Genomic DNA, 25,056 nt, shown 5'->3' with positions numbered 1-25,056 from the left:
TCAGCCCCCCGGGACCAGCGTCATGCGGCCCAGCGCCGCACCGGCCTCCAGGCGGCGATGCGCCTCGGCGGCGGCGGAGAGCGGCAAGGCCTCTCCCAGCACCGCGCGCAGCGTGCCGTTGGCCAGCAGCGCCAGGCAGCGCCGCAGCTCCTCCCGCGTCACGCTGGTGCTGCTGAGCAGGGAGATGCCTTTCAGGAAGAGCTGCGCCGGGTTGAAGGGCACGAAGCCGCCAGTGAGCTGCCCCACCATCACCCAGCGGCCGCCGCGCGCCAGCGAGCGGCGGGTGGGCGCGAAGACCGGCGTGCCGACCGTGTCGACCACCACCTCCACGCCCTCGCCTTCCGTGGCGTCGCGCACGGCGGCGGAGAAATCCTCGCCGCGTGCGTGCAGAATGACGTGGTGTGCGCCGGCCTCCCGCAGCGCCGCCACCTTGGCGGGCGAGCCGGTCTCGGCCAGCACCGTGGCGCCGGCGGCCCGCGCGACCTGCACGGCATGGATGCCGACGCCGCCGCCCGCTCCCGTCACCAGCACCGTCTCGGCGGCCTGCACGCGGCCCACGGCGACGACGGCGTGATAGGCGGTGCCAATGGCGCAGGCGGCGATGCTGGCGGCATCCAGGCCGAGGCCATCCGGCACCCGCACCAGGCTCTCGGCCTCCAGCGCCACGAAGTCGGCATAGCCGCCGTTCAGCCCCCGGTCGCCGGTGAAGACCGCCTCGGCGCAGAGCGGCTCGCGCGCCGAGCGGCAGTAGCGGCAATGGCCGCAGACATGCGAGCGCTGGGTGGCGGCCACCCGGTCCCCCACCGCGAAGCCCCGCACGTCCCGCCCCAGCGCGGCGATGGTGCCGGCGATCTCGTGGCCCGGGATGAAGGGCGCCTCCACCCCCGCCTTCAGCGTGCCGTTGCGGGTGACGACGTCGTGGAAGCACACCCCGCAATGCGCGACGGCGACGATCACCTCGCCCGCGCGCGGCGCCGGGTCCGGCAGGGTTTCCAGCACCAGGGCCTCCGGCCCGCCGGTGCGGCGCACGACGGCGGCCCTCACAGCACGGCCAGCGGGTTGACGGGGCTGCCGGTGGCCCCCACCAGCGGCAGCGCGGCGGCGACGAACAGGAACACGCCCCCGCCCGCCTCGGCCAGCGGCTTGAGCACCATGCCCTCCAGCAGCGGCACGCCATAGTCGCGGATCAGCCGCTGATGCACGGGAAACACCGTGCCGGGCGGAAAGGGCAGCACCTCGATCGCGTAGTTGTCCGCGCCCACCAGGGCGACGCCGGAGTCCGCCAGCCACTCGGCGGCCTCGACATCGATGCCCGGCTCGCGGGTGAAATCGACCTCGGCGCCGGGCTGCTGCGCTTCCTGCCAGCCGGTGCGGATCAGCACCGCGTCCCCCTCGCCCGGCGTGGCGCCGATGCGCGCGCAGGCGGCCTGCAACGCCTCGCGGCCGATGCTGGCATCGCCCGGCAGCGGCCCGCCGCGCAGCGCCACCACGTCCAGCAGCAGGCCGCGCGTGGTGACGGGCGGCAGCTTCTCGGCGCCGCAGCGCAGCGCGCGGGTGGTGCTGCGGACGGTGCTGCCGAGGAAGCCGTTATACAGGTGGTCGTCGCACCACGCATGGCACAGCGCGTCCATGTGGGTGCCGAGGTGCAGCGGCAGCACCACCGTGTCCTCGGCGAACTGGAAGCCGCCGGGGCGCTTGGCACCGGCCGCGTAGTCGCCGCCGTCGCGGCCCATGAAGTGCTGCATGCCGGCGCGGTGCTTCGGCACCGGTGAGGCGGGGGAGAGCGGCTGCGCCAGGCTGACCACCTGGCCGGTCCTCACCAGCGAGGCCGCCAGGCGCACCTGCTCGCGGCCGATGCGGTTGGGCGCGCCGGCCTCGTCCGCCGCGCCCCAGCGGCCCCAGGCTTCGCGGGCCATGCTCAGGCGCCCGCGCCGACCAGCTTGGCGGCGGCGCTCTTCAGCTCCCGCCGCATCAGCTTGCCGGTGACGGTGGTGGGCAGGGCGTCGAGGATCTCGAAGCGGTCCGGCACCTTGTAGGAGGAGGCGACGGCGCGGCAGTGATCGACCAGAACCTTGGCGTCCAGCGCCGCGCCGGCCTTGGGCACCACGAAGGCGACGATCATCTCGCCCCGCTCGGCCGAGGGCACGCCCACCACGCCGGCCTGCGCCACGCCGCCATGCTGCATCAACACGTCCTCCACCTCGGCGGGGGAGACGTTGATGCCGGCGCGCTTGATCATTTCGTTGTCGCGGCCGAGGAAGTTGAACTCGCCGCCCGGCGTCAGGGTGCCGATGTCGCCGGTACGGAACCATCCATCGGCGGTGAAGACGGCGGCGTTGTGCTGCGCGCTGCCGCCGACATAGCCGCGCATCACATAGGGGCCGCGCACCTCGGCCACGCCCGGCTCGCCGGCGGCCACTGGCTGGCCGCTTTCGACCGAGACGATGCGCATCTCCACCCCCGGCAGCGGGTGGCCCTGGCTGTTGGCGCGATGCTCCAGCGGCCAGTCGTGCTGCGTGACGCAGCAATTGCCGCCGGTCTCGCTGGAGCCGTAGATGTTGCAGATTTCGCGGGCACCGAGCTGTGTCGCGGCCTTGACCACATCCTGCGGGCTGCCGATGGTCATGCCGCGCCGCAGCGTGCGCGTGCGCTCCAGCCGGAAGTCTGGGTGGCGCACCATGGCATCCGTCATGCCCGGCAGGGTGTAGAGCGAGGTGCAGCCATGGCGCTCGATCAGCTCCAGCGCCTCGCCCGCCTCGAAGCGCGGCTGCAGCACCAGCGCGGCGCCATGGGTGAAGGTGGCGGGCAGCGCGTTGACGCCGCCATAGGTCCAGAACAGCGGCGGCGACAGCAGCACGCGGTCCTGCGGCCCGAGGCCCTGGCGCTCGCCGATGTTGAAGCCGTTCTCCACCACCGCGTAGTGCATCAGCGGAATCGCTTTGGGGCGGCTGGTGGAGCCGGAGGTGTAGAGGATGACGAAGTCGTCGCGCGCGCTGGCGCCCTCGCCCGGCGGCGGCGTTTCCAGCGGCGCCTGCGCGGCCACGGCGGCGGCGTAGTCGGGGAAGCCGTCGCCCTCCTGGCCTTCCAGCAGCAGCACGCCGCGCAGTCGTGGAAAGCGCTCCGAGCGGCCACCCTGCGGCAGCAGATCGCGCAGCATCGCGGCGAAGTCCTCGCGGCCGAAGTGGGCCAGGGCGATCACCAGCGTCACCTCGGAATCCGCCAGCAAGTATTCCAACTCGGCCTTGGTGGACCAGGTGCTGAGCGGCGCCAGCACGGCGCCCAGCAGCGCGGCGCCGAAGGCGACCTCCAGCCATTCCGCCCGGTTGTTCAGCAGCAGCCCGACGCGGTCGCCGCGCCGCACGCCCTGGGCGCGCAGCAGGCCGGCGGCACGGCGCGCGCGCTGCGCCAGTTCGGGATAGGTGATGCTGCGGTCGCGGCAGATGACGGCCACGCCGCCCGGATAGCGACAGGCCTGCTCATCCAGCAGTTCGAACATCGTGCGGGCGTAGGGGGGGCGCATGCGCGGCTCAGTGCCCGGACCGCGGGGACTGCGAATGAGACTGGCGCTGACGCATGCGATCCTCCCGCGACGATGCCCTGGCGTCTCGCCGCCAGGCCTCTCTTACTGGTCAGTATTATCGTGAACCAACCGGTTTGCAAGAGGCGATGCGCTTAGGTTAGGTCGATCTTCAGCCCTTCGCGCTGGATCACCCCTGTCCACTTCGCGGTTTCCGCCCGCACGAAGGCGGCGTAGTCCTCCGTCGGCAGCGTCAGCGGCACGCCGCCCAGGTCAAGAAAGCGCTGACGCGAGGCGGGCTCGGCCAGCAGCGCGCCGGCGTGGGCCGCCAGGCTGCGGATCACCGCGGGCGGCGTTGCCTTGGGCGCGAAAAGCCCGACCCAGCTGGCGGTGGTGAAGGGTGCCAGCTCCGGCAGGCTCTCGCGCACCGTCGGCACGTCCGGCAGCGTCGGGTAGCGTTCCTCGCCGCTGGTCGCCAGCAGGCGGATGCGGCCGCTCTTGGCGGGCTCGCCGGCATTCACCAGCGCATCGAACATGTACTGGATGGTGCCGCCGAACAGGTCGGTCGCCGCAGGGCCGGAGCCGCGGTAATGCACCGGCGTGCTGCGGGTGCCGAGGATCTGGTTGAACCACACCCCCGCCAGATGCGGCGTCTGCCCCACCCCCGGCGTGCCGTAGCTCAGCTTGTCCGGGTTGTCGCGCAGGTACTTCACGAAGTCCGCGACGCTTCTGACCGGCAGCGAGGGATGCACCACCAGCGCATTGGGGCCGGAGATCATGCCGTGCACCGGCAGCAGGTCGCCTTCCGCATAGGGCAGGTTGCGCACCAACGAGTAGACGATGCTCTGCGGCCCGACATTGCCCATCAGGAAGGTGTGGCCGTCGGGCGCCGCGCGCACCACCTCCACCGTGCCGATCACGCCGCCGGCGCCGGCACGGTTGTCCACCACCACGGGCTGGCCCCACACCTGCTGCAGGTGCTGCGCCAGCAGCCGCGCCATGACATCCGTGGTGCCGCCGGCGGTGGTCGGCACCACCAGCCGCACCGAATGCGTCGGCTTCCACTCGGCTTGCGCACGGGCCTGGCGCGCGGCCAGCAACAGCGCCGGCAGGGCCAGCGCCGCACGGCGGGGGAGGATGTCATTCATGCTGTGGGTTCCTCGCGTCTCGGTCAGCGCGGCGTCAGGTGGTCGCGCAGCGTGTCGCCCGCGTATTCGCGGCGGAAGACGCCTTTGCGCTGCAGGAGGGGCACCACCTGGTCCACCATGTCGCGCACGCTGTCCGGGCTGGTGGTGGGGCTGATGTTGAAGCCGGCGCAGCCGGTTTCGCGCCAGATCGCCTCGATGCGGTTGGCCACCTGCTCCGGCGTGCCGATCAACTGCGGGATGGCGACGGACAGCGCCCAGCGCCGCGCGGCATCGCGCAGCGTCACCGCGCGGCCGTCCTCGCTGCTGGCCGTGGCCGCCAGCAACCCGCGCGAGGCCTGGGTGTCCATCTCGCCCAGCGCGGCATCGGGGTCGAGGCGGCCGAGGTCGGTGCCCAGCACGCCGGAAAGCCGCGCCAGGATGGCATCCAGCGGGATGCGCTCCAGCAGTTCGTCGGCGCGTCGCCGTGCCTCCTCCTCGGTGCCACCCAGGATGGGTTGCAGGCCGAACAGCAGGCGCACGTCCTCCGGCTGCCCGGCCTCGCGCGCGGCGGCCCGGATCTGCGCCATGGTCTTCTTCATGCCGGCGACATGCGGCTGGATGGCGAAGACCACCTCGGCATGCTTCAGCGCGAACTGCATCCCCCGCCCGGAGGAGCCCGCCTGGAACAGCACCGGCCGGCCGGAGGGCGCCGGCAACACGGGCGCCACCGCCTTGCAGCGGAGATACCGTCCCTCGTAGTCCACCGGCGTGATCTGCGCGGGATCGGCGAAGCGCCCCGCCGCCGCATCGGCCAGGATGGCCGCCGGCGGCACGCTGTCCCAGAGCCGGTAGCAGATCTCCATGAACTCGTCGGCCCAGTCGTAGCGCTCGTCATGCGCCAGCTGCGTCGCCAGGCCGTTGGCACGGTGCTCGGCGGCGCTGAAGCCTGTGACGATGTTCCACCCCACCCGGCCACGGCTGAGATAGTCCAGCGTGGTGATGCGCCGCGTCGCCAGATAGGGCGTGGTGCCGGAGGTGGACAGCGTGACGCCGAAGCCGAGCTTGGTCGTGGCCGCCGCCATGATGGCCACCAGCGGCATCGGGTCGTGGTTGGGCCAGGAGGCACCGTATGTCATCGAGGGCACGACGCTGTCCTGGTATACGCCATGCGTCGCCGGGCTGTCCGCGAAGAACACCGCGTCGAAGCAGCCGCGCTCCAGCGTGCGCGCCAGATCCTGCCAATAGGCGAAGTCGCGCAGCCCGGCGAGCTGCAGGTCGGCCGGGTCCGCCCAGCTCATCAACGTATGCGTGCCGGCGCTGTGGATCAGCATCTGCATCAGGTGCATCTGGGTCGCGGCCATGGCTGTTCCCGCCTGTCCTGTTGCCGTTCAGCGGATCAGCGAGCGCACCCAGCTTTCGCCCAGCCCCACGGCGCGGCAATGCGCGGCGTAGCGGTCGAGGCGCAGGAAGACATCGTCGTAGCCGGTGACCTCGTTGTTTTCGTCGAGGTAGACCAGCGGCCCGAACACATGGAACATCGCCGTCATGTGCGCTTCCTCGGGGTGGATGTAGAGCGTGTGGATGTGGCCGGCGGGCTCGTAGACGAAGCTGCCGGGCCGGGCGATCCAGTCGTGCTCGCGGTATCCCCAGGTGCCGTCCATGGTCCAGGCGGTCACCGGCGCGGCGTGGCGGTGCTTCTGGATGGTGCCCGCGCCCCGGGCGCGCAGAATGCTGACCCAGGAGCCATGGCTGACATCGAAGATCAGCGGCCGCGTTTCGCCGATCTGGCCAAGCGGATACCAGGTGTTGTCCTCGGCCAGCACGTTGCCCTGAAACATCTCGGGGTAGGTGTAGGGGGATGGCGGGATCTGCATCATCGCGGTCTTTCCTCAGGCCTTGCCCGGCACGCAGCCACCGTCCGCCATCGATCGCCAAGCCTGGTCCGGTCCGATGGTGGCGCTGCGCTCGTAGAGGTCCCATTCGCCCTTGCTGGCGGCGGGCGTCTTGACAGTGAACAGAAAGACGTCACTGACCACGCGGCCATCCTCGCGGATGCGCGCGTTGCGCAGCACGTCGTCCTCGATGGGAAGCCGCTTCATGCGCGCCACCGTAGTGCGGCCCGAGGCCTTGGCGGCGGCGGGGCCGAGGGCGGCCACCGCCTTCAGGTAGTGCAGCGTGGCGGAATAGGCGCCGGCCTGCCCCATGTTGGGCGGCACGCCGCCGGTCTGCGGCAGCACGCGGCGCGTGAAGGCGCGGGTGCGGTCGTCGAGGTCCCAGTAGAAGGACTCCGTGAGCTGCGTGCCCTGCGCCGCCGCCAACCCCAGCGAGTGCACGTCCTGCAGGTAGATGATCAGCGCGCCGAGCTTCTGGTTGCGCCGGCCGATGCCGAACTCGCCCGCCTGCTTGATGCAGTTCAGCAGGTCCGTGCCGAACAGCGCCAGCGCCACCACCTTGGCGCGCGAGGCCTGCGCCCGCACCAGGGCGGATGCGAAGTCGGTGGTGCCGACCGGCACCGCCACCTCCCCCAGCACGCGGCCGCCGCGCTTCTCGACCACCGCCGCCGTGTCGTCGCGCAGCGCCTGGCCGAAGGTGTAGTCGGCGCGAATGAAGAAACAGGTGTCGCCGCCCTGCTCCACCAGCGCGTTGCCCAGGCTGTTGGCCAGCATCGCGGTGTCGAAGGTCCAGTGCGTCATGTTGGGTGTGCAGGCGCGGCCGCTGAGCGCGGCGTTGCCGACATTGTTGGCCAGCATCACCTTGTCGCGGTCGCGCACCAGGTCGTTCACGGCCAGCGCGATGGCGGAGTTATTGAACTCCAGCAGCGCATCGACGCCGCTGTCGATCCATTGCCGGGCGATGGACATGCCAAGGTCCGGCTTGTTCTGGTGGTCGGCCTGCAGCAGCTCGACCTTCAGCCCCGCGCGCTCCGCCATCTCCTCGGCGGCGAGCCGCGCGCAGGCGACGGAGCCGGCGCCGCCCAGGTGGCTCGCCGGGCCGGAGCGGTCCTGCAGGATGCCGATGCGGAGGGTGGGCACGGTTTGCGCCCTGAGGGCAGGGGCGGTCAGCGCAAGTCCGGACAGGCCGGACAGCGCAGCGCGGCGCGACAGCATCCTGGTCTTCCTCCCGAGGACCGCTGGCGCCATGCGCCGCGGCTTGGGGCGGATTGGAGGCTTAAAAAACCGCTCAGTCAAGCATCATACTGATCGGTAGATCACGTTTTCAGCCAGGCGGGCCGAATGCCCCCGCCGCCGCCAGCTCGGCGATCTCGCTGGTGGACAGCCCGAACTCCGCCAGCACCTCGCCGGTATGCTCGCCCAGGCGCGGCGGCAGCAGGCGAATGGCGGGCCGCGCCGCCGACATGCCGATCGGGATCGCCGGCAGCCGTAGCATCCCTTCCGTCGGGTGCTCCATCATCTGCCAGAAGCCGGTCTGCATGAGGTGAGGGTCCTCCAGCAGGTCCTCCAGCTCGTTGACCACCGAGAAGGGCACGTCGGACCCCTCGAACAGCGCCAGCCATTCGGCATTGCCGCGCGTGCGGATCAGCTCCCCCACCCGGCGCCACACGGCGTCCAGGTCCTTTTGCCGCCCCTCCAGCGTGGCGAAGCCCGGGTCCTCGGCCATCTCGGGATGCCCGGCGAGTTGGAAGAAGCGGCGCCAGTGCGCGTCGTTATAAGGCAGGAAGCAGAGATAACCGTCGGCGGTGCGGAACGGCCGCCGCAGCCCCTGGCGGATCGGGTCGTAGCCCATGCGGCCCACCGGCGGCTCGAACACCGCGCCGCCCAGGTGCTCGGCGGCGTTGAAGGCCACCATGGTTTCCAGCATCGGCAGGGACACCTGCTGGCCGAGCCCCGTGCGCTCCCGCTGGAACAGCGCCAGCGCGATGGCCCAGGCGGCGTGCACGGCGGTGATCTTGTCGGCCATGATGGAGGGCACGTAGCGCGGCTCGCCCGCCGCCACCGTTTGCAGCGCGGCGAGGCCGGACAGCGCCTGGATGATGTCGTCATAGGCCGGCCGCCCGGCATAGGGGCCGAGGTCGGAGAAGCCTGTCACGTGGCAGAACACCAGCCGGGGGTTGGCCGCCGCCAGCGCGTCGTAGCCGAGGCCGAGGCGCGCGGCGGCGGAGCTGCGGATGGAATGCAGCAGCACGTCGCTTTGTCGCGCCATGCGGCGCAGCACGGTGCCGGCGGCCGGGTTCTTGAGGTCCAGCACCAGGCTGCGCTTGTTGCGGTTGTTGGCCATGAACAGCGCGCCCATGCGGGCAGAGCGGCGCGGGCCGATCTGGCGCGTGATGTCGCCTTCCGGCGCTTCCACCTTGATGACATCGGCGCCCATGTCGCCGAGATACTGCCCGGTCATCGGCCCCAGGATGACGGAGGACAGGTCCAGCACCCGCAGCCCCGCCAGTGGCCCGTCCATCAGCGGTGCCCCCCGCGGGGGGCGGTGCTCAGCGCCGGGCGGCGGCCCGGCGCGGGGCGGCGGCGCGACGCGCCGGGGCGGGCTTGGCGCCGGCCATGGACAGGATCAACCCCGACATCTCGCCCGCCACCGCCGGCAACGGCAGGCGGCCATTGGGGCGGTACCAGACATAGGCCCAGCTCACCATGCCGCCGATCGCCAGCGCCGCCATCTCGGGGTCCGGCACGGTGAACTCGCCGCTCGCCACCCCTTCGCGCAGCAGCGCCACCAGCTTGCGGTCGAACCTGCGGCGCATGGTGCTGATGCGGTCGAAATCCGCCGGCGGCAGGTTCTTTTCCTCGCGTGCGAAGATCGCGATGTGCATCTGGCTTTGCAGCACCGCCAGCGTGAAGTGCTCGCCCAGCGCGCGCAGCTTCTCGGTCGGGCTGCCGGTGGAAGAAAGCGCGCGCTCGATCGCGTCCAGCGCGGAGGCGATGCCGCGCGTACAGATCTCGGTCAGCAGCTCGGCCTTGGAATGGAAGTGCGCGTAGATGAAGGGCTTGGTCACGCCCAGCCGCTCGGCCACCGCATCCAGCGTCGTGTTTTCGTAGCCACGTTCGTAGAACAGATCGACCGCCGCCGAGAGCGTGCGCTCCCGCTTCAACGTCGCGACTTCGTCCCGGATTCCGGGCACGGAGGCCAGTGTCGGTGCAGCCATGGGACCCTGCGGTGGTGATCATGCCGGTTGGTAAGTCTTTCTACCCTATCCGTGCTGCACTGCGAAATCCACCCCCGGAATTACGGGGAGCGTCATCCCGCCCGCGCGGGACCTTCGTTGCGCGGCAGCATGCTGCGGGCGATGATCTGTTTCATGACCTCGACGCTGCCGCCGCCGATGCGGCCGAGGCGCGCATCCACGAAGGCGCGGGCGATGGGGTATTCCCACATGTAGCCCCAGCCGCCGAAGAACTGCAGGCACTGGTCCATGACCTTGCCCTGCAGCTCCGTGGTGGTCAGCTTGAGCATGGCGGCATCCACCGCATCCAGCTTCTTCTGCAGGTGCAGCTCGATACAGCGGTCGAGGAACACGCGCTGCGCCGCGAGGTCGGCCTTCATCTCGGCCAGCTTGAACTGGGTGTTCTGGAAGTCGGCCAGGGTCTGGCCGAACATCTTGCGCTGGACCACGTAGTCCACCGTCCATTCCAGCGCCGCCTCGGACGAGGACACGGCGCGGATCGCCTGCACCAGCCGCTCCTGCGCCAGTTCCTGCATGAGCTGGTAGAAGCCGCGGCCTTCCTCGCCCAGCAGGTTGGACACCGGCACGCGCAGGTCGGACAGGAACAGCTCCGCCGTGTCCTGCGCCTTGCAGCCGATCTTCTCCAGCTTGCGGCCGCGCTTGAAGCCCGGCCGGTCGGTTTCCACCAGGATCAGGCTGACGCCCCTGGCGCCGGCCTTGGGGTCGGTCTTGCAGGCCATCACCACCATGTCGGCATTGTGCCCGGCGGTGATGAAGACCTTCTGGCCGTTGATCACGTAGTCGTCGCCGTCGCGGATGGCGGTGGTGCGGATGCCCTGCACGTCGCTGCCGCCCGAGGGCTCCGTCATGCCGAGCGCGGTGATCACCTCGCCGGTGGCCATGCGCGGCAGCCAGTGGCGCTTCTGCTCCTCCGTGCCGTAGTGCACGAGGTAGGGCGAGATGATCTCGGAATGCAGGTAGAAGGTCGGGCCCGTGGCGCCGGCCCGCGCCATCTCTTCCACCACGATGGCGCCGAACAGGAAGTCGCCGCCCAGGCCGCCATAGGCCTCCGGCACTTCGGAACACAGCAGCCCCGCCTCGCCCGCCTTGCGCCAGACGTCGCGCGGCACGATGCCCGCGCGCTCCCACTCGTCATGATGCGGCATGACCTCCGCCGCGATGAAACGGCGGACGGAGTCGCGGAAGATCTCGTGCTCCTCGGAGAACAGGGTGCGCGGGATCATGCGCCCCTCCCGCCGGGGCGCTGCGTGCGGGCGGCGCTGGGGCCGCTCTGGTCACCGGGCATGGGCATATCCGTGGGGGTGGATCATACCGATTAGTATGATTAACGACTTCTTGGTTTGCAAGTCGTTCCGGTGGCCGGTGCGCGTGCGGCCCTGCAGGGAGCGCCGCCCCCTCGAACGCCCCAGGCAGGGGGCTGGATCCCCCGCACCCCCATCTGTTGGCGCTTCGGCTCCCAGTGGGGCTCTAAAACATTGTTTTGCAATGAAAATCTTGTGAGCTACGTTTCCCGCCGGCACATCCTGACGGATTGGGGGTCCAGGGGGATTCAATCCCCTGGCGGGGAGAGTTCGAGAGGGGCAACGCCCCTTTCAAAAAGGCCACCGGCGCCACTGCCCCTGGACAGCGGCTCCCCCCCAACAGTGTAATGCATGGCATTCCACGCCCAGGAGCATCGATGCGGTTCAACGGCACAGTCGCCATCGTCGGCATCGGGCAAAGCGAGTTCGGCCGCCACCTGCCCACCAGCCAGCTCGGCCTCGGTGCCCGGGCGCTGAAGGCGGCGCTGGCCGATTGCGGCCTGCAGCGGCGCGACATCAATGGCCTCGCGCTGCACATGGGCTGGCCGCTCGGCGCCGACTACGACCGCATGGCCGAGGTGTATGGGCTGGAGGTCGACTACGTCCACCAGGGCTGGACACACGGGCGCTTCGTCACCAGCACGCTGCAGCACGCGGCCATGGCCATCGCCTGCGGCATGGCCGACGTCGTGGCCTGCATCACAGCCGTCAGCTTCACGCGGGAAGCCAGCATCCTCGGCGGGCCGGGCGACCCGGAGGGCATGCGCGAGCAGGGCGCCACGCATGGCGAGAACCCGGTCTACGGCCTCACCTCGCCCGCCGTCGGCGCGGCGCTGGCGATGCAGCGCTACATGGCGCGCTACGGCGTGACCTCGGCGGAACTGGCAGCCGTGCCGGTCGCGCTGCGGCGCCACGCGCAGCGCAATCCGGCGGCGCTGATGCAGCGTCCGCTGACCGTGGAGCAGCACCAGGCATCCCGCATGGTCGTCGACCCGCTGCACCTGTTCGACTGCAGCCTGGTGACCGACGGCGCGGCCGTGGTGATCCTGGCGAGCGCGGAGCGGGCACGGGACATGCCGAAGCCGCCGGTGCTGCTGGCCGGCATGCAGGGCCTGCGATCGGGGCGCAGCGAGTTCATCTTCGCGCCGCCCGGACTCGGCATCAACCAACAGACCACAAGCAGCGAAACGCCGCGCGAGCGCGACCTCGCCGTTTATCGCGCCGCCGGCATCGGCCGCGACGCGTTGCAGGGCTTCTACACCTATGATGCCTTCTCGCCGCTCGTGCTTTTCGCGCTGGAGCGTTTCGGCTTCTGTGGTCCGGGGGAGGCCGCGGCCTGGGTGCAGGACGGGCGCATCGGGCCGGGCGGCACCTTGCCGGTGAACACCTCGGGCGGGCTGCTGTCGGAGGCGCATGTGTGCGGCTGGAACTCGATCATCGAGATGACGCGCCAGCTGCGCGGCGAGGCGGATACGCGGCAGATTCCCGGCGCGGAGGCCCTGCAATGGGGCACCTGCTGGGGCGATTCCGTGATCCTGCGCCGCTGACGCCGAAGGAACGCCAAGACCATGTGCGCAGACCACACCGCCAAGCCCGTTCCCCGCCTGACCCCGGACAACGCCCCCTTCTGGAACGGCTGCCGCGACCACAAGATCATGCTGCCCTGGTGCGATGCCTGCGACCGCGCGCACTGGCCCCCCGGGCCGGTCTGCCCCTTCTGCTTCAGGGATGCGCTGATGTGGCGGCAGGCCAGCGGCCTCGGCACCATCTCCTCCTGGGTGGTCGTCCACAAGGCGTGGCTGCCGGCCTTTGAGGCGGACCTGCCCTACAACGCCGTGCAGGTGGAGCTGGAGGAGAAGGTGAGGCTCACGGGCAACGTGGTGGGCTGCCCCAACGAGGCGCTGCGGGTCGGCCTGCCGGTCGAGGTCATCTTCGACGACGTGACGGACCGGGTCACCCTGCCTCGCTTCAGGCTGCGGTGACCCTCGGCCAAATCTTCTGACGCCCCCTGCCGCAAGGCCGCGCATCATGTCTCCTTTGCATCCTGCCCTCGCCCGCTTCCTGGCCGCCGTACGCGCCGCTGGCCGCCCGCCCTTCCAGGATCTCACGCCTGCCGAGGCCCGCGCCGCCTATGCTGCCGGGCGCCCGCTGTTGCAGTCCCCTCCGGAGGACGTGGCCGATGTGCGGGACATCACCATCCCAGGCCCTGGCGGCCCGCTGACGCTGCGGATCTATCGCGGCGGTGGCTGCGACGATGCCGGGCCACAGCCTTGCCTGCTGTTCCTGCACGGCGGCGGCTGGGTGATCGGCGACCTGGACAGCCATGACGGCCTGTGCCGCCGTTTGGCCAATGCGGCCCGCTGCAGGGTTGTCGCGGTGGACTACCGCCTGGCCCCCGAGCATCCCTTCCCCGCCGCGCTCGACGATGCCGCGGCCGCGCTGCGCTGGCTGGCGTGCGAGGCCGGCACAATCGGCATCGATCCCGCGCGCCTCGCGATCGGAGGCGACAGCGCCGGCGGCAACCTCGCCGCCGTGCTCGCGCTGATGGGGCGCGACGGGACCCTGCCGGCCACCGCGTTCCAGTTGCTGTTCTACCCGGTACTGGACGCGACCATGGCCTCCGCGTCCTACGCCCGCGTGACGGAAGGCGTGCCGTTGACCGCCGCCACCATGCGCTACTTCGCCGACCACTACCTGCCCGCCGGGCTGGACCGCACGGACTGGCGCGTCTCACCCCTGCGCGCGGCGAGCTTGGCGGGCACGCCCCCTGCCTTTGTGCTGACCGTGGCGCAGGACCCGCTGGCGGACGAGGGGCGCGACTATGCCGCCCGGCTGGAGGCCGAAGGCGTCCGTGTCACGGCGCTGCATGTCAGCGATCAGATCCATGGCATGCTGATGATGGGCCAGGTCCTGCCCGTCGGCGCGCCGGTGGCGCGTTTCGCGGCGGCAGTGCTTCGCGACTGCTGGGACAGCCCCGGCGGTGTCTGACCGGCGCGGCCACTCGCTCCTGTTCCCGCGGCTTGCCGCGTTGGCGGAGGACCGGGTGGCAGTCTGCCCAAACGCGAAAAGCCCGGCATCTCTGCCGGGCTTTTCGATAAGGTCCTGATCTGCATCAGGAAAGACTGGCGCGCCCGAAGAGATTCGAACTCCTGACCCCCAGATTCGTAGTCTGGTGCTCTATCCAGCTGAGCTACGGGCGCCGGCCAGTGGCGGGGGAATACCCACCCCGGGGGCGGAGCGCAACCGGGGGAACGCGCAATCCGGCGATTTTTTATGGCGGGCCGGTGACAAAGGCGGCTTTCACCGGCCAGCGCGCCGCCACGGGCGGGAAAAGCCCCACCACACGGCCGCTAGCAGCAGCCCCCAGGCCGCCGCGGTGGCCGCCAGGTCCTGCTCCAGCGTCCGCAGGATGGCGTCCAGGCCCCGGCCGCCTTCGCGGTCACGCCACAACAGCAGCAGGGCCGCCAGGTTTACCGCCAGCGCCGCCAGCACGCCGCGCAACGGCGGGTGGCGCGGCGGCTGAGACCACAGCATCGCCCCCACCTTCACCAGCAGGGCGAGCAGCAGCACCGCGCCGCTGGCCAGCACCAGCAGCATCACGCCGGCCCCGGTCAGGTCCAGCACGCCCGCCCGCCCCGCCCGTCGTTAGGCCGCGAGCTTGTCCAGCTCGCGCAGCACGGCATCGCCCATCACGGAGGTGCCGACGCGCGCGGTGCCGGGCCCCATGATGTCGGCCGTGCGCAGCCCGCCGGCCAGCACCTTCTCCACCGCCGTCTCGATCATCACCGCATCCTCCTCCATGCCGAAGGACCAGCGCAGCAGCATGGCGAAGGACAGCATCTGCGCGCAGGGATTGGCGATGCCCTTGCCCGCGATGTCCGGCGCCGAGCCATGGATCGGCTCGTACAGCGCCTTGCGCCGGCCAGAGGAGTCCGGCGCGCCCAGCGTGGCGGAGGGCAGCATGCCCAGCGAGCCCGTCAGCGCCGCCGCCAGGTCCGACAGCACGTCGCCGAACAGGTTGCCGGCCAGGATCACATCGAACTGCTTGGGGCGCGAGCAGAGCTGCATGGCGCAGTTGTCGGCATACATGTTGCTCAGCTCGACATCCGGGAACTCGGCGGCGCCCACCTCGCCCACCACGGCCCGCCACAGGCGGCCGGACTGCATGACGTTGGCCTTTTCCACGCTGCACAGGCGGCCCGTGCGCTTGCGCGCCAGGTCGAAGGCCACGCGCGCCACGCGGGCGATCTCCTCTTCCGTGTAGACCTCGGTGTCCACGCCGCGGCGCTGGCCGTTGGCCATGGTTTCCACGCCGCGCGGCTCGCCGAAATAGATGCCGCCCGTGGTTTCGCGCACGATCATCAGGTCCAGCCCGCGCACCACGTCGGGCTTCAGGCTGGACGCATCCACCAACGGGTCCAGCACCGTGGCGGGGCGCAGGTTGGCGAACAGCCCCAGCTCCTTGCGCAGCCGCAGGATGCCGAGCTCCGGACGGCGGTCGAAGGGCAGGCTGTCCCACTTCGGCCCGCCCACGGAGCCGAACAGCACCGCGTCCGCTTCCAGCGCATGCTCCACCGTGCGGTCAGGACAGGGCGAGCCCTCGGCCTCCAGCGCGGCGCCGCCCACCAGCCCTTCCTGCAGCGAGAAGCTGACGTGGCGGCGGCGGTCCATCCAGTCCACCACGCGCAGCACCTCGCGCATCACCTCGGGGCCGATGCCGTCGCCCGGCAACACCAGCATCTTCTTGTTCGCCGTCATCCATCACTTCCTGATCGGGGGTGCTTGGCCGTCTTGGCTTGGAACCGGGGAAGAATGAATTCTTCCCCGGACCCCATCTTCTTTTCTTTTTATCCGTTTTCCGGTGCGCGGGCTGTCCACTCACACACCCGGACATGAATCAGAAAAAAGATGGGGGTCCGGGGGAATTCCTTCCCCCGGCCTTGTCTCGCTTCAGGCGTAAAGCCAGGGCTGCTCCGCCCGCCGCTTCGCCTCGTAGTCGTCGATCTGCGCGCCGCGCTGCATGGTCTGGCCAATGTCGTCCAACCCGTTGAGCAGCAGGTGCCGGCGCAGCGGGTCCACCTCGAAGGGAATCTCCTGGCCGTTCGGCCGCACTACCACCTGGCGCTCCAGGTCGATGCTGATGCGTGCGTTCTCGCCCATCTTCGCGTCTTCCATCAGCTGGTCGCAGACCTCGCGCGGCAGCTTGATCGGCAGGATGCCGTTCTTGAAGCTGTTGCCGTGGAAGATGTCCGCGAAGTCGGGCGCGATCACGCAGCGGATGCCGAAGTCCAGCAAAGCCCAGGGCGCGTGCTCGCGCGACGAGCCGCAGCCGAAGTTCTCATGTGCGATCAGGATCTCCGCCCGGCGGTAAGGCTCCTGGTTCAGGACGAAGTCCGGGTTCTCGCTGCCATCCTCGCGGTAGCGCAGGTTGGCGAAGGCCGCCTTGCCCAGCCCGGTGCGCTGGATGGTCTTGAGAAAGCGCGCGGGGATGATCTTGTCGGTATCGACATTGGCCATCGGCAGCGGCGCCGCGATGCCGGTGAGCTTGGTGAAGGCGTCCATGGTTCAGCCGATCTCCCGCACGTCGGTCAGAAAGCCCGTGACGGCGGCGGCGGCGGCCATCGCGGGGCTCAGCAGGTGGGTGCGCCCGCCGGGGCCCTGGCGGCCCTCGAAGTTGCGGTTGCTGGTGCTGGCCGAGCGCTGGCCCGGCGTCAGCTTGTCCGGGTTCATGCCGAGGCACATGGAGCACCCGGCTTCGCGCCACTCGAAGCCCGCTTCCTTCAGCACGGCGTCCAGCCCCTCGGCCTCGGCCGCGTGCTTCACCAGCCCCGAGCCCGGCACCACCATGGCGCGCACGCCCGGCGCCACCTTGCGGCCGCGCACCACGGCGGCGGCGGCGCGGATGTCCTCGATCCGGCTGTTGGTGCAGGAGCCGATGAAGACCACGTCCACCTTCAGCTCCGTGAGCTTCTGGCCAGGCACCAGGCCCATGTACTCCACCATGCGCTGCAACTGGGCGCGCTTGGCCTCGTCCGGCTCGGCGGCAGGGTCGGGCACGCTGGCGGTGATCGGCAAGACGTCCTCGGGGCTGGTGCCCCAGCTCACCATCGGCACGATCTCGGCGGCATCCAGCACCACCTCGGTGTCGAAATGCGCGCCCTCGTCGGAGGGCAGCGTCTGCCAGTATTCCACCGCGCGCTCATAGGCCTCGCCCTTGGGCGCGAAGGGCCGGCCCTTGACGTAGTCGAAGGTGGTCTGGTCCGGCGCGATCATGCCGGCGCGCGCGCCCGCCTCGATCGACATGTTGCAGATGGTGAAGCGCCCGGCCATGTCGAGCGCGCGGATCGCCTCGCCCGCGTATTCGATCACGTGGCCGGTGCCGCCGGCGGTGCCGATCTTGCCGATGATGGCCAGCACGATGTCCTTGGCCGTGCAGCCCGGCGGCAGCGTGCCGTCCACCGTCACGCGCATATTCTTGGCGCGCTTCTGCAGGATGGTCTGCGTGGCCAGCACGTGCTCCACCTCGGAGGTGCCGATGCCAAACGCCATCGCCCCCATGGCGCCGTGCGTCGAGGTATGGCTGTCGCCGCAGACGATGGTCATGCCCGGCAGGGACAGCCCCTGCTCCGGCCCCACGATGTGCACGATGCCCTGCCGCGCATCCGTCAGCGGGATGTAGGGCACGTCGAACTCGGCGACGTTCTTTTCCAGCGTCTCGACCTGCAGCCGGCTTTCGGGATCCTCGATCTGCCCCGTGTAGCGGCTCTGGTCGGTGGCGATGTTGTGGTCGATCACCGCCATGGTGCCGTCCAGCCGGCGCACCTTGCGGCCCGCCATGCGCAGCCCCTCGAAGGCCTGCGGGCTGGTCACCTCATGCACGAGGTGCCGGTCGATGTAGAGAAGCGCGGTGCCGTCCGGAAGCGTCTCCACGACGTGGGCATCCCAGATCTTGTCGAACAGCGTACGCGGCTTCGTGGCCGACATCGGCATTTCCCTCGGAACAGGCGTTCAAACGGTGCCACGGGCAGGCGGCATCGGCATCCCGGGCGATATGGACCCTGACGCGCCGTCATTGAAGCACCGGCACCCGCCGGCTGCCACCGCGACAGACGCGGTCCTCACCCCGGCTCAGCACATAACTGTCGCCTGAACCCGTGGAAAGAGGCGAAATCTTGCGTGGGGTGCCTTGGGTGGGAAAGGAAGAGAAGGCTGGGGGAAGGAATTCCCCAAGGCCCCCATCTTCTTTTCGTTTAAAAGAACACCGATCAAGGGTGCGAACCGCGGGCAACGGCGGCGACCGAACAGGGAAGCAAAAGCAAGATGGGGACTCGGGGGAATGCCTTTCCTCGAACTTCCTCCACCATCCCCAAAACGCAGAACGCCGCGCCCCTTCCGGGGCGCGGCGTCCCGCAAAGCCGATCCCGGAAAGGATCAGGCCTCGGCGGCGGTCGCCTTGGGCGCGCGGGCCACGGTCTTCTCGGCGATGCGCGCCGACTTGCCGGTGCGGCCACGCAGGTAATACAGCTTGGCGCGGCGCACCTTGCCCCGGCGCAGCACGGCGATCTCGGCGATGCTGGGCGAGTACAGCGGGAAGACGCGCTCGACGCCCTCGCCGTAGGACAGCTTGCGCACCGTGAAGTTGCTGTGCAGGCCCTTGTTGGAGCGCGCGATCACGACGCCCTCATAGGCCTGGGTGCGGGTGCGCTCACCCTCGACCACCTTCACCATCACGCGGACGGTGTCGCCGGCGGCGAACTCGGGAACGGCGCGGGCGGCGAGCAGGCGGTCCTTCTGCTCGGCGTCGAACTGCTGCAGCAGGTTCATGGCTAATAACCTCTCGAAAAGACGTTCTAGAATCAATGGGCCACGGACGAGGTGCGGCGCGACCAGAGATCCGGCCGCCGCTCGCGCGTCGCCGCCTCCGCCATGCCACGGCGCCAGCGCGCCACCTCGGCGTGGTGGCCGGAAAGCAGGACCTCGGGCACCGCCCGCCCGTCCCACTCCGCCGGCCGCGTGTAATGCGGGTATTCCAGCAGGGGCGCCGCCTCGGAGAAGCTTTCCTCCTCCGCGCTCGTCGCCCCGCCCATCACACCCGGCAGCAGCCGCACGCAGGCATCCAGCAGCACCAGGGCCGCCGGCTCGCCTCCGCTCAGCACATAGTCGCCGACCGAGACCTCGCGCATCTCGCGCGCCTCGATCACCCGCTGGTCCAGCCCCTCGTAGCGGCCGCACACCAGGATCACCCCTGGGCCCGCCACCAGCTCCCGCGCCAGCCCCTGGTCCAGCACCCGCCCGCGGGGGGTGAGGTAGACCAGCGGCCGCGCCGGCCCGGCGGCGAGCGCCGCCGCGCAGGCGGCATCCACCACGTCCGGCCGCATCACCATGCCCGCGCCGCCCCCGAAGGGGGTGTCGTCCACGGTGCGGTGCTTGTCCGTCGCGAAGTCGCGGATCTGGAGGGTATCCAGGCTCCACTTGCCGTCCCGCAGCGCGCGGCCGGCCAGGGAATGGCCGAGCGTGCCGGGGAACATCTCCGGGAACAGGGTCAGCGCGGTCGCGTGCCAGGGCGTCATGGCAGCGTGCTGCCACGCGGTGGGCGCGGAATGCCGCGGCGGCCGACATCCTGGCGGCGCGGCAGCGCGTGCGGCGCCTCGCCGTCCAGGGCGCTGTCGGGCTCGGGCGCGGTGGCCAGACCCTCGGGCAGCGCGCCGTCGGCGGGCGGCACCACGGTCAGCCAGCCTTCCGAGACCTTCACCTCGGGCACGGCGGCCCGGGTGAAGGGCACCAGCACGTCGCGGCCCGCCTCGGTGATGACGGTGAGGAAGGGGCTCGCGCCGAAATCCTCCACCGCCCGCACCGTGCCGAGCTCGGTGCCGGCCGCGTCGCGCGCCACCATGCCAATGAGGTCGGCGAGGTAGTACTCGTCCTCCTCCGGCGGCGGCAGGCTGGCGCGGTCGACGTAGAGCCTAGTGCCGGTCAGCTTGGCGGCCGCGTCGCGGTCGGCCACGCCGTCGATGCGCGCCAGCCCCTCGGCCAGCCAGTGCAGCGCGAAGACCTTCCCCCCGCCCTCGTCCGAGAGCGGGCCGTAGCCGGCGATATCCGCCGGCCGCGCGGTGAAGGACTGGACACGGACCAGCCCGCGCACACCGTGCGGCCGTCCGATCTCCCCCACCAGGATGCGCTGATTGGCCATGGCTGGCTGCTACCGGGCGTCGCTGGTCAGGCGGCGTTGGCGGCGGCGCGTTCCTGCGCCTTCTTCTTCGGCGCGGACTGCTTGGGCTGCTCGCGGAACACCGGCATCGGCGCCAGCTCGGCCTTGCCGAGGAACTTGGCGACGCGGTCGGTGGCCAGCGCGCCGACGCTCAGCCAGTGCTTGATGCGCTCGTCCTGCAGGCGCACGCGGTCGGCGTGGTCGGCCGGCAGCATCGGGTTGTAGCTGCCCACCTTCTCGATGAAGCGGCCGTCGCGGGGCGAGCGGCTGTCGGCCACCACGATGTGGTAGTAGGGGCGCTTCTTGGCACCGGCGCGCGCGAGGCGGATCTTCAGGCCCATAAGGATCAGTTCCTGTGTTGGTCTATGAAAACTAGAAGGGGCGCTTGCCCCCGGCCCCAGGGAGAAGCGCGCCGAGACCGCCGCGCATCATCCCCTTCTGGCCGAGCTTGCTCATCCGCTTCATCATCGCGGACATGTCGTCGAACTGCTTCAGCAGCCGGTTCACGTCCTGAACGGTGGCTCCCGCGCCGGCGGCGATGCGCTTCTTGCGGGAGGCCTTCAGGATGTCTGGATTACGCCGCTCCTTGGGCGTCATGCTGCCGATGATGGCGGCCTGGCGCTTGAGCAGCGTGTTGTCGAGGTTGGCGTTCTCGATCTGCGCCTTCATCTTGCCGATGCCGGGCAGCATGCCGAGGATGCCGGACAGCGAGCCCATCTTGCCGATCTGCTTGAGCTGGCCCGCGTAGTCTTCCAGGTCGAACTGACCCTTCTGCATCTTCGCGGCCATCTTCTCGGCCTCGGCGCGGTCGATGGTCTCCGCCGCCTTTTCCACCAGGCTGACGATGTCGCCCATGCCGAGGATGCGGCCGGCGATGCGGTCGGGGTGGAAATCCTCCAGGGCCTCGAGCTTCTCGCCCGCGCCCAGCAGCTTGATCGGCGCGCCGGTGACGGCGCGCATGGACAGCGCCGCACCGCCGCGCGCATCGCCGTCCACGCGCGTCATGACGATGCCCGTCACGCCCACGCGCTCGTTGAAGGCGCGCGCGGTCTGCACCGCGTCCTGGCCGGTCATCGCATCGACCACCAGCAGGCTTTCATGCGGGCGGGTCGCGGCCTTCACGGCGGCGACCTCGTCCATCAGCGCCTCGTCGATCGACAGGCGGCCGGCGGTGTCGAGGATAACGACGTCGTAGAGCTCGCCGCGGGCCACTTCCATGGCGCGCGCCGCGATCTGCAAGGGCGACTGGCCGGCGACGATGGGCAGGCTGGTCACGCCCGCCTGCCTGGCCAGCGTCTCGAGCTGAAGCTGCGCGGCCGGGCGGTGCACGTCGAGCGAGGCCAGCAAGACCTTCTTCTTGTCCCGCGTGCGCAGCCGCAGCGCGATCTTGCCCGAGGTGGTGGTCTTGCCCGAGCCCTGAAGGCCGATCATCAGGATGGCGACCGGCGCGGCGGCGGCCAGGCTGATGCCCGGCACGTGCTCGACCCCCTCGCCACCGCCCAGCGCCTCGACCAAGCAGTCGTTGACGATCTTGATGACCTGCTGGGCGGGCGAAACGGACTTGATGACCTCGGCGCCCACGGCGCGCTCGCGCACCTTGGCGACGATGTCCTTGACCACGGGCAGCGCCACGTCGGCCTCGAGCAGGGCCAGGCGCACCTCGCGGGAGGCCTCGGCGACGTCGGCCTCGGTCAGCGCGCCACGGCGGCGCAGCCGATCGAACACCCCGTTCAACTTGCCCGAAAGAGCCTCGAACACCGCGCTGGTCACTCCTTCTCGCGGCGGGATGAGGCCCGCCCAAAACAAAACGCGCCGCTGCGCGAGTCTTCGCGGAGCGACGGAGCCGGGCGTCTCACAGGATCGCACCGACCGAAAGCGCGTGTCCCATCACAGGACGCGCGAGGCCGCTGTCTACCCGCCGCACCGCCGGCGGGTCAAGCGCCGCGTTTCCCCCTGCAACTCCGCCAGGGTGAAACCGTTCATCCCATAGGCCGGCGTGAACCGCCGACCGGACAGGCGAAGCAAAGCGTAATCAACAATTTACGGAGGCCATTGACATGGACAAGGATCGCATCGACGGCGCGCTGAAGCAGGCCAAGGGCGCTGTGAAGGAAGTTGCCGGCAAGGTGACCGGCAGCACCTCCACCGAGATGGAAGGCAAGGCCGAGAAGACCGCCGGCAAGGCGCAGTCCGCGGTCGGCCAGGCCAAGGACGACGTGCGGGACTCCACCCGCAAGATCTGATCGCCCCCGCGATCAGAACAGGCCCGCCGGGGAAACCCGGCGGGCCTTTTTCATGCCCGCCCCCGCAGGCGGTCCAGCGCCCGCCGCAGCGCCGCCTCCATTCCCCGGTACCAGCCGCCGCTCGGCAGCGGCCAGGCGGACGGGTCGTCCAGCCGTTCCAGGATCACCTCCGGCGGGCACGGCAGGCCGGTCAGCGGGTCCACCGTGCGGGGAAACAGGATCAGCGCCGCCGCCACCAGCGCGTCCAGCGGCAGCACGCGCCCGCGGCGTCCCACGGGGTTGCGGTCCTCCGTCAGGCCCCAGCCGGCATAGAAGGGCTGCCCCCAGGTGGTGACCGGCACGCCGCGCAACAGCGCCTCGAAGCCGGACAACGAGGTCAGCGTGTGCACTGCGTCCACCTGCCCCAGCAACCCGGTCAGCGGCGCGCCGGACACGATCTGGTCGGCCACCGCGCGCAGCGCCGCCAGGGGCACGGCGTTGCGGCGCAGCCCGGCTTCCAAGTCCGGATGCGGCTTGAACACGATCCAGGCCCCCGGATGCGCCGCCCGCACCGCCCGCAGCAGCGCCAGGTTGCCCTGGATGGCGCCGCCGCCGAGCCGCACGGAGGCATCGTCCTCCACCTGCCCCGGCACCAGCAGCACCGGGCGGCCCGGCGGCGGCGCCAGCACGGGCGCGGCACCCGACAGGTTGTACTTGGTCACGCCGCGCGAAACGATCGCCTCCCGCAGCGCCGCCGCGCGGGCCAGCAGCGCGGGGGAAAACTCGGCGGTGGCCAGCAGCCGTTCCAGCGCGCTGGGCCGCGCGGGGTCGTAGTAGATGCCCGAGCCGTCCACGGCATAGGACGCCCCCGGCAGAAACCGCGCCCCCAGCCCGCGCGACCGCACGAAGCCGTCCTCCACCGTCAACAGCGCCACGCCGGCGGCCTCGCAACGGGCCCGGAACCCGGCGGGCACGGCGCGGGCCCAGGCGGCCAGCGCGGCCTCGCCGTCGCGCGCCCTGGCGGCCGCGGCCTGGCGCAGCGCCGCCTCCGGCCGCCGCGCGAAGCGGGGCATGCCACCGGCATGGGCGAACAAGGCGCCAACGCGCTCGCGCTTCCACCAGGACATGCCCAGGCACACCGCCACGGGCCGGTTTTCCCCCTGCGCCCGGCACCAGGCGTCCAGCTGTTCCAGCGCCTCTTCGAATCGCCAGGGGCGGCGCAGAAACGGGTCGGCGCAGCGGCTAGCGGCGATCAGCGCGGCCAGGCGGGGCACCGGGTCCAGTTTCTCGCCCGCCACCGGCACCCCGGCGGCGGCGGCCAGCAGCGCCATCTCGTCGCTGGCGCCATGCAGGTCGGCCGCGCAATCCAGCAGCGTCCAGGGCGACAGCCGGGCGTCCAGCCGCGTGGCGCCGGGCGGCACGGGCAACACCGGCGGCGCGCCGGCGGGGGCGGCCGGGTTGCGCGCCAGCAGCAGCGGCAGGCGCGCCCGCGCGGCGGCGGCCCTGGCGGCGGCGACGCACGGCACGGCCGGCCCCGGACGGCAGGGGTCCAGCAGCAGCACCGCGCCGCGCGGCGCCAGGCCCAGCGCGGCGGCACGCGGGTCCGGCAACCCCGGCTCGCCGCCGATGCGCGCCCTGGCCAGGAACTCCGCCGCCTGGGCGGCGCGGGCGGCAACGGCCGGATCCAGCTTTCGCGACTCCGGGCCCCGCGACTCCGGGGCCGGCCATGGCGGCAGCAGCAGCGCCACCGGAGCGTGCCGCGTCCCGAAACGGGGCGCCCGCAGCGGCCCGGGGGCGTAGCGCAGCAGCGTGGCGGGCGCGTCCGGCGGCACCGCCCGCCCTTCGGGCCATGCCAGCAGGTCGGCGTTTCCCGCCACTGGCTGGTGCTCAGGCCAGAAGGCCGGCAGGTGCGGCCAGCGCAACAGGTCCGCCGCCGGAAACAGCAGGCGGCGGCGGGGCGAGGCATCCGGGGCGGGGGCGATTCCAGTCATTTGCTGCAAGGCAGCATGCCCGCTGCGGGTTCGCTTTGCCACGGCCATTGCGGTGGAGTAGCTTCCGCTTCGTTAAACAGGATGCAAAGTCGGCGTGAACGGATTTCTCACAACGAACGGATCATTCGCGCCAGCGATGCTGGCGGGGCTGTTCAGGCGGTGCCTGGCCCTGCCCCTGCTGGTCGCCTTGTCCGCCTGCGGCGGCGGCGGATCACTGTGGTCCGGCGGCGGCAGCAGCCTTGACGCGCGCTCCGCCCCCGCCAGCGTCCCCGCCCGGGTGCCGGACCCGCTGGCCGATTTCGCCGCCCGCGCGCAGATCGGTCAGGAGGAATACGTCGGCAACCCGCAGGCGCCCGCGCGTGTCACCCGCGCCTACAACTCGGGTGGCGGGCGGCCCTGCCGCGAGCTGCTGCTGGGCGGCCTGACCGCCGGGCGCCAGCTGATCTACTGCGAGGAAGCGCCGGGCCAGTGGGTGGGCGTGCGCCCGCTGCTGCGCAACGGCGCGCCGCCCTCCAATGCCGCCGTCTTCGCTCCCTGAGCC

24 protein-coding genes, 1 tRNA gene and 1 pseudogene are annotated in these 25,056 nt (G+C 71.0%); 5 read left to right on the top strand and 21 right to left on the bottom strand.

The window, feature by feature from the left end; genetic code table 11:
* The 10 genes from IAI59_RS06425 to IAI59_RS06380 form a co-directional block, all read right to left on the bottom strand.
* Positions 1-1,044, bottom strand: coding sequence for an alcohol dehydrogenase catalytic domain-containing protein (locus tag IAI59_RS06425; RefSeq protein WP_207419496.1), 1,044 nt, complete (start codon positions 1,042-1,044; stop codon positions 1-3).
* On the bottom strand, positions 1,041-1,916 hold the full coding sequence (locus IAI59_RS06420) for a cyclase family protein (protein WP_207419497.1): 876 nt from the start codon (positions 1,914-1,916) through the stop codon (positions 1,041-1,043). The genes IAI59_RS06425 and IAI59_RS06420 overlap by 4 nt, the downstream gene beginning before the upstream one ends.
* 2 nt (positions 1,917-1,918) lie before the next feature.
* Complete coding sequence (locus IAI59_RS06415; RefSeq protein ID WP_207419498.1) at positions 1,919-3,520, bottom strand: class I adenylate-forming enzyme family protein; 1,602 nt, start codon at positions 3,518-3,520, stop codon at positions 1,919-1,921.
* A gap of 152 nt (positions 3,521-3,672) precedes the next feature.
* The gene (locus tag IAI59_RS06410; RefSeq protein ID WP_207419499.1) at positions 3,673-4,665 is read right to left on the bottom strand and encodes a Bug family tripartite tricarboxylate transporter substrate binding protein; all 993 of its coding nucleotides are present in this window, start codon (positions 4,663-4,665) and stop codon (positions 3,673-3,675) included.
* Positions 4,666-4,688: 23 nt separating this feature from the next.
* The gene (locus IAI59_RS06405; protein ID WP_207419500.1) at positions 4,689-6,005 is read right to left on the bottom strand and encodes an NtaA/DmoA family FMN-dependent monooxygenase; all 1,317 of its coding nucleotides are present in this window, start codon (positions 6,003-6,005) and stop codon (positions 4,689-4,691) included.
* 27 nt (positions 6,006-6,032) lie between these two features.
* On the bottom strand, positions 6,033-6,521 hold the full coding sequence (locus IAI59_RS06400) for a 2,4'-dihydroxyacetophenone dioxygenase family protein (protein WP_207419501.1): 489 nt from the start codon (positions 6,519-6,521) through the stop codon (positions 6,033-6,035).
* Positions 6,522-6,533: 12 nt separating this feature from the next.
* Positions 6,534-7,751 carry an ABC transporter substrate-binding protein gene (locus IAI59_RS06395; RefSeq protein ID WP_207419502.1) on the bottom strand — a complete coding sequence of 406 codons (1,218 nt, stop codon included), beginning with the start codon at positions 7,749-7,751 and terminating at the stop codon, positions 6,534-6,536.
* A gap of 109 nt (positions 7,752-7,860) precedes the next feature.
* Complete coding sequence (locus tag IAI59_RS06390) at positions 7,861-9,057, bottom strand: CaiB/BaiF CoA transferase family protein (RefSeq protein WP_207419503.1); 1,197 nt, start codon at positions 9,055-9,057, stop codon at positions 7,861-7,863.
* A 28-nt stretch (positions 9,058-9,085) separates the two neighbouring features.
* Positions 9,086-9,754, bottom strand: coding sequence for a TetR/AcrR family transcriptional regulator (locus tag IAI59_RS06385; protein WP_207419504.1), 669 nt, complete (start codon positions 9,752-9,754; stop codon positions 9,086-9,088).
* Positions 9,755-9,846: 92 nt separating this feature from the next.
* A complete protein-coding gene (locus IAI59_RS06380) occupies positions 9,847-11,016 on the bottom strand; it encodes an acyl-CoA dehydrogenase family protein (protein WP_237181000.1) in 1,170 nt (389 codons plus the stop codon).
* 455 nt (positions 11,017-11,471) lie between these two features.
* On the opposite strand from IAI59_RS06380, the gene IAI59_RS06375 reads away from it, so the two are divergent.
* Genes IAI59_RS06375 through IAI59_RS06365 form a run of 3 tightly spaced genes read left to right on the top strand, consistent with a single transcriptional unit; the run spans position 11,472 to position 14,082 of the window.
* The gene (locus IAI59_RS06375) at positions 11,472-12,641 is read left to right on the top strand and encodes a thiolase C-terminal domain-containing protein (RefSeq protein ID WP_207419505.1); all 1,170 of its coding nucleotides are present in this window, start codon (positions 11,472-11,474) and stop codon (positions 12,639-12,641) included.
* A 21-nt stretch (positions 12,642-12,662) separates the two neighbouring features.
* Positions 12,663-13,076, top strand: a complete 414-nt coding sequence (locus IAI59_RS06370) for a Zn-ribbon domain-containing OB-fold protein (protein WP_207419506.1) — start codon at positions 12,663-12,665, stop codon at positions 13,074-13,076.
* Positions 13,077-13,122: 46 nt separating this feature from the next.
* The gene (locus tag IAI59_RS06365) at positions 13,123-14,082 is read left to right on the top strand and encodes an alpha/beta hydrolase (protein ID WP_207419507.1); all 960 of its coding nucleotides are present in this window, start codon (positions 13,123-13,125) and stop codon (positions 14,080-14,082) included.
* A gap of 135 nt (positions 14,083-14,217) precedes the next feature.
* On the opposite strand, the gene IAI59_RS06360 is transcribed toward IAI59_RS06365, so the two are convergent.
* The 10 genes and pseudogenes from IAI59_RS06360 to ffh form a co-directional block, all read right to left on the bottom strand.
* A tRNA-Arg gene (locus IAI59_RS06360) sits at positions 14,218-14,294 on the bottom strand.
* A 100-nt stretch (positions 14,295-14,394) separates the two neighbouring features.
* Positions 14,395-14,718, bottom strand: a complete 324-nt coding sequence (locus IAI59_RS06355) for a hypothetical protein (protein ID WP_207419508.1) — start codon at positions 14,716-14,718, stop codon at positions 14,395-14,397.
* 21 nt (positions 14,719-14,739) lie between these two features.
* Positions 14,740-15,852: a 3-isopropylmalate dehydrogenase gene (gene leuB, locus IAI59_RS06350; RefSeq protein WP_207419509.1), complete on the bottom strand. Its 1,113-nt coding sequence runs from the start codon at positions 15,850-15,852 to the stop codon at positions 14,740-14,742.
* Positions 15,853-16,044: 192 nt separating this feature from the next.
* The gene (gene leuD, locus IAI59_RS06345; protein ID WP_207419510.1) at positions 16,045-16,656 is read right to left on the bottom strand and encodes a 3-isopropylmalate dehydratase small subunit; all 612 of its coding nucleotides are present in this window, start codon (positions 16,654-16,656) and stop codon (positions 16,045-16,047) included.
* A 3-nt stretch (positions 16,657-16,659) separates the two neighbouring features.
* Complete coding sequence (gene leuC / locus IAI59_RS06340; RefSeq protein ID WP_207419511.1) at positions 16,660-18,084, bottom strand: 3-isopropylmalate dehydratase large subunit; 1,425 nt, start codon at positions 18,082-18,084, stop codon at positions 16,660-16,662.
* A 441-nt stretch (positions 18,085-18,525) separates the two neighbouring features.
* On the bottom strand, positions 18,526-18,918 hold the full coding sequence (gene rplS / locus IAI59_RS06335; RefSeq protein WP_207419512.1) for a 50S ribosomal protein L19: 393 nt from the start codon (positions 18,916-18,918) through the stop codon (positions 18,526-18,528).
* Positions 18,919-18,950: 32 nt separating this feature from the next.
* The gene (trmD, locus tag IAI59_RS06330) at positions 18,951-19,664 is read right to left on the bottom strand and encodes a tRNA (guanosine(37)-N1)-methyltransferase TrmD (RefSeq protein ID WP_207419513.1); all 714 of its coding nucleotides are present in this window, start codon (positions 19,662-19,664) and stop codon (positions 18,951-18,953) included.
* A 122-nt stretch (positions 19,665-19,786) separates the two neighbouring features.
* Positions 19,787-20,284: pseudogene (rimM, locus tag IAI59_RS06325) on the bottom strand (ribosome maturation factor RimM); the annotation flags it as partial.
* A gap of 26 nt (positions 20,285-20,310) precedes the next feature.
* The gene (gene rpsP / locus IAI59_RS06320) at positions 20,311-20,643 is read right to left on the bottom strand and encodes a 30S ribosomal protein S16 (RefSeq protein ID WP_207419515.1); all 333 of its coding nucleotides are present in this window, start codon (positions 20,641-20,643) and stop codon (positions 20,311-20,313) included.
* A gap of 31 nt (positions 20,644-20,674) precedes the next feature.
* Entirely contained in the window at positions 20,675-22,060 is a 1,386-nt protein-coding gene (gene ffh, locus IAI59_RS06315) for a signal recognition particle protein (RefSeq protein ID WP_207419516.1), read from the bottom strand.
* Between the two features lie 299 nt (positions 22,061-22,359).
* Here ffh and IAI59_RS06310 point away from each other — a divergent pair, with 299 nt between their 5' ends.
* Positions 22,360-22,545, top strand: a complete 186-nt coding sequence (locus IAI59_RS06310) for a CsbD family protein (RefSeq protein ID WP_207419517.1) — start codon at positions 22,360-22,362, stop codon at positions 22,543-22,545.
* Between the two features lie 50 nt (positions 22,546-22,595).
* Here the strand turns inward: IAI59_RS06310 and IAI59_RS06305 are convergent, their stop codons facing one another.
* Positions 22,596-24,515, bottom strand: coding sequence for a capsular polysaccharide export protein, LipB/KpsS family (locus IAI59_RS06305; protein WP_207419518.1), 1,920 nt, complete (start codon positions 24,513-24,515; stop codon positions 22,596-22,598).
* Positions 24,516-24,609: 94 nt separating this feature from the next.
* On the opposite strand from IAI59_RS06305, the gene IAI59_RS06300 reads away from it, so the two are divergent.
* Positions 24,610-25,053: a hypothetical protein gene (locus tag IAI59_RS06300; protein ID WP_207419519.1), complete on the top strand. Its 444-nt coding sequence runs from the start codon at positions 24,610-24,612 to the stop codon at positions 25,051-25,053.
* Positions 25,054-25,056 lie beyond the last annotated feature (3 nt).

Source organism: Roseomonas haemaphysalidis (assembly GCF_017355405.1).
Classification (GTDB): domain Bacteria; phylum Pseudomonadota; class Alphaproteobacteria; order Acetobacterales; family Acetobacteraceae; genus Pseudoroseomonas; species Pseudoroseomonas haemaphysalidis.
The sequence above is the reverse complement of the archived record's forward strand: the minus strand, read 5'-3'. Positions and strand labels throughout refer to the sequence as shown.